This window comes from Micrococcus sp. HSID17227, assembly GCF_003989405.1.
GTDB lineage: Bacteria > Actinomycetota > Actinomycetes > Actinomycetales > Micrococcaceae > Micrococcus > Micrococcus luteus.
Genome location: NZ_RBLN01000206.1, coordinates 1 through 3,925, shown reverse-complemented (window position 1 = coordinate 3,925; position 3,925 = coordinate 1). Strand labels below are relative to the sequence as shown.

Annotated in this window: 3 protein-coding genes; all 3 read left to right on the top strand. The window is 72.1% G+C overall.

What is annotated here, in order from left to right:
* Positions 1-110: 110 nt before the first annotated feature.
* Positions 111-1,028 (top strand): 4-hydroxy-tetrahydrodipicolinate synthase, encoded by a 918-nt coding sequence (dapA, locus tag D8M29_RS09500; RefSeq protein ID WP_036384223.1) that lies wholly within the window; start codon positions 111-113, stop codon positions 1,026-1,028.
* 14 nt (positions 1,029-1,042) lie between these two features.
* Entirely contained in the window at positions 1,043-2,728 is a 1,686-nt protein-coding gene (locus D8M29_RS09495; protein ID WP_127435465.1) for a ribonuclease J, read from the top strand.
* A 54-nt stretch (positions 2,729-2,782) separates the two neighbouring features.
* Positions 2,783-3,925, top strand: a 1,143-nt coding sequence (locus tag D8M29_RS09490; protein ID WP_174233331.1) for a DNA translocase FtsK 4TM domain-containing protein, incomplete at its 3' end; no start/stop codon positions are given.

The window sequence follows — 3,925 nt, the reverse complement described above, 5'->3', positions numbered from 1 at the left end:
GGCGGCGGGGGGCGGGGCGGGCCGCAGGGCGGGCTCCTCTCGAGTCGCCGCGCGTCGCGGAGGGGCCACGGACGGCGCGGGCCCCCAGTCTCGCAGGTAGGGTGGGGCCCATGAGTGCCGTCCGTTCCGCCGTCATCCCCTCCGAGCTGCTCTTCGGCACGGTCGTGCCCGCCATGGTCACCCCCATGACGGACGAGGGCGCCGTGGACCTCGAGGCGGCCGCCGCGCTGGCCGAGCACCTGGTGGACCGCGGGGCCGACGGCCTCGTGGTCACCGGCACCACCGGCGAGACCTCCACGCTCACGGACGACGAGAACGTGGCGATGTTCCGCACCGTCGTCGAGGCCGTGGGGGACCGCGCCAGGGTCGTGGCCGGCACCGGCACCAACGACACGGCGCACACCCTCGAGCTGTCCCGCCGCGCGGCCGAGACGGGCGTGGACGGGCTGCTGCTCGTCACCCCGTACTACAACAAGCCCAACCAGGCCGGCATCCGCGCGCACTTCGAGGCCGTGGCCGACGGCGTGGACCTGCCGATCATGCTCTACGACATCCCGGGCCGCTCCGTGATGCCGATCGAGCCCGAGACGATCATCGCGCTCGCGCAGCACCCCAACATCCGTGCGCTCAAGGACGCGAAGGGGGACCTGCAGTCCACCACCACCGTCCTGGCGCACACAGACCTCGACCTCTACTCCGGCGACGACGGCGCGACCCTGCCGCTCATGGCGCTCGGCGCCGTCGGGGTCGTCTCGGTGGCCGCGCACGCGGCCCCCGAGCTGTACCGCCAGCTCGTGGACGCCGTCCACGCCGGCGACCTGGCCGGTGCCCGTGATCACCACTTCGCGCTGGACCCCGTCCAGCGCGGCATCATGACCCACGTCCAGGGCGCGGTGGCCGCGAAGGCCGTCCTCGCCGCCCAGGGCGTCATCCCGTCCGCAGCCGTGCGGCTGCCCCTCGTCCAGGCCACGCCGGACGAGCTCTCCGTCATCCGAGCCGACCTCGCGGAGGCCGGCATCACCTTCTAGAAGGGACCCGTTCCATGACCGCAGGCACCCGCCTGTCCACCCCGCCCAAGCTCAAGCGGGGCACCTGCCGCATCGTCCAGCTGGGCGGCCTCGAGGAGGTCGGCCGCAACATGGTCACCTTCGAGATCGACGGCAAGATCCTCATCGTCGACTGCGGCGTCCTCTTCCCCGAGGAGCACCAGCCCGGCGTCGACCTGATCCTGCCGGACTTCGACTACATCCGGGACCGCGTGGACGACGTCGTCGGCATCGTCCTGACCCACGGCCACGAGGACCACATCGGTGCCGTGCCGTACCTGCTGCGCCTGCGCGACGACATCCCCGTGATCGGCTCCAAGCTGACCCTCGCCCTGATCGAGGCCAAGCTCGAGGAGCACCGGATCAAGCCGCGCACCCGCGTGGTCAAGGAAGACGACATCGTCGAGTTCGGCCCGTTCGAGTGCGAGTTCGTGGCCGTGAACCACTCGATCCCGGACGCGCTCGCCGTCGCCATCCACACGGACGCCGGCACCATCCTGCACACCGGCGACTTCAAGATGGACCAGCTGCCGCTTGACGGCCGCATCACGGACCTGCGCGCCTTCGCCCGTCTCGGCGAGGAGGGCGTGGACCTGTTCATGACCGACTCCACGAACGCCGAGGTCCCGGGGTTCACCACCACGGAGGCGGAGATCGGCCCCACCCTCGAGCGCTACTTCGCCACGGCGAAGCGCCGCATCGTGGTGGCCTCGTTCTCCTCCCACGTGCACCGCGTCCAGCAGGTCCTCGACGCCGCCCACAAGCACGGTCGCAAGGTGGCCTTCGGCGGGCGCTCCATGATCCGCAACATGACCATCGCGGCGAAGCTCGGCTACCTCAACGTGCCGAACGGGATCCTCGTGGACATCCGCAAGGTGGACAAGTACCGAGACGACGAGATCGTGCTCATGGTCACCGGCTCCCAGGGCGAGCCGATGGCGGCCCTGTCCCGCATGGCCAACGGCGACCACCAGGTGCAGCTGGAGGAGGACGACCTCGTCGTGCTGGCCTCCTCCCTGATCCCGGGCAACGAGAACTCCGTGTTCCGCGTGATCAACGGGCTCATGAAGCTCGGCGCGACCGTGGTGCACAAGGGCATGGCCAAGGTGCACGTCTCCGGCCACGCCTCCGAGGGCGAGCTGCTGTACTGCTACAACATCGTCGAGCCCGAGTTCGTGATGCCGGTGCACGGCGAGACCCGCCACCTGATCGCCAACGGCCGGATCGCGGAGAAGACCGGCGTGCCGGCCGAGAACGTCATCCTGGCCGGCAACGGCACCGTGGTGGACATGACCGACGGCCTCGTGAAGGTCGTCGGCGAGGTGGAGTGCGGCTACGTGTACGTGGACGGCTCCTCCGTGGGTGAGATCTCCGACTCGGACCTCAAGGACCGCCGTGTCCTGGGCGAGGAGGGCTTCATCTCGATCATCACCGTGGTCAACCGGCAGACCGGCACGATCGTGTCCGGCCCGGACGTCCACGCCCGCGGCGTCGCCGAGGACGAGAAGGTGTTCGAGGAGATCAAGCCGAAGATCGTCCGGGCGCTCGAGGAGGCCGTGCAGTCCAGCAAGGACCACACCGCCCACCAGCTCCAGCAGGTGGTCCGCCGGACCGTCGGCACGTGGGTCAACCGCAAGCTGCGCCGCCGCCCGATGATCATCCCGGTGGTCCTGGAGGCCTGACCCCTCCGGGTCGCCATGCCTGCCGTGTCCGCGGTTCGCGGTAGTTTGGTGGGCATGGCGACCCGTACTTCCCCCACGCGTTCGTCGTCCTCCTCCGCCACGTCCCGCTCCGGCTCCGCCGGACGCCGAGGCTCCGGACGGAAGGGGTCGACCGCGACCGTCCCCGAGGCCGACCGGCCCGCCGCGCCCCTGCGCGCCCTGCACACCCTGTGGATGGGGTTGGCCACACCGGTCGGCGCGGGCTTCCGCAAGCTCGGCCCGGACGTGCGCATCGACCGCGAGGAACGCCGTGACGGCACCGGCCTGCTCCTGCTGCTGCTCGCCGCGCTGATCGCGGCCGTGGAGTGGTGGGGCCTGCGCGGCACCGCCGTCGGCCGCGTGGTGCACGGGGTGGTGGGCGGCACCGTCGGGTGGTTCGCCCTCCTGGTGCCGATCGCCCTGCTCGTCGTGGCCGTGCGCTGCTTCCGCCACGCCACGGACCATCGCGCCAACGGGCGCATCATCATCGGCCTGCTCATGGCCACGGTCGCCGGCTCCGGCATCGCCCACCTCGTGGGCGGCGTGCCCTCGGCCGCCGAGGCCTTCGAGGACATGCTCGGCGCCGGGGGCATGGTCGGCTACCTGGCGACGGCGCCGCTGGCCTCCCTGCTGACACCCGTGCCCGTCTGGGTCCTCATGATCCTGCTGGCCTTCTTCTCGGTGCTCGTGCTCACCGCGACGCCCGTCGGCTCGATCCCGCAGCGGATCGCGGGCGGCTACGACTGGCTCACGGGCCAGGACCCCGAGGGTGCCTCCGAGCAGCGGGCCGCCCGCCGTGCCGAGCGGCGCCGGGCCCGGGAGGAGCGCCGCGAGGCCGAGGACCTCGCCACCCCGCTCTCCGTGGATGCGGAGACCGGGCGCACCCACCCGGACCACGACCAGTCCTACCTGGACGGCCCGGCCGCCGGCGCCCACGCCGCCGGGGCCTCCCGCCCCGGCCTGTTCGCGCGCCTGTTCGGCGGGCGCCGGGCACGCGAGGAGCAGGCCGCCGACGCCGCCCCGGAGCACACCGCCAGCACCGCCTACGACTCCCCGGTGATCCACGAGGCCGAGGCCGGCTCCCACGCCGCCCCCGAGGCGGAGACCACCCAGGTCCTGCCCCGGCCCGCCCCCCGGCGAGCCGCTCGCGGGGAGCAGGGCGTGTTCGACGCTGAGCAA

What these genes read in the sequence shown, in the direction of transcription:
- dapA (WP_036384223.1), top strand. Translation starts at nt 111, where the DNA reads ATGAGTGCCGTCCGTTCCGCCGTCATCCCCTCCGAGCTGCTCTTCGGC.
- D8M29_RS09495 (WP_127435465.1), top strand. Translation starts at nt 1,043, where the DNA reads ATGACCGCAGGCACCCGCCTGTCCACCCCGCCCAAGCTCAAGCGGGGC.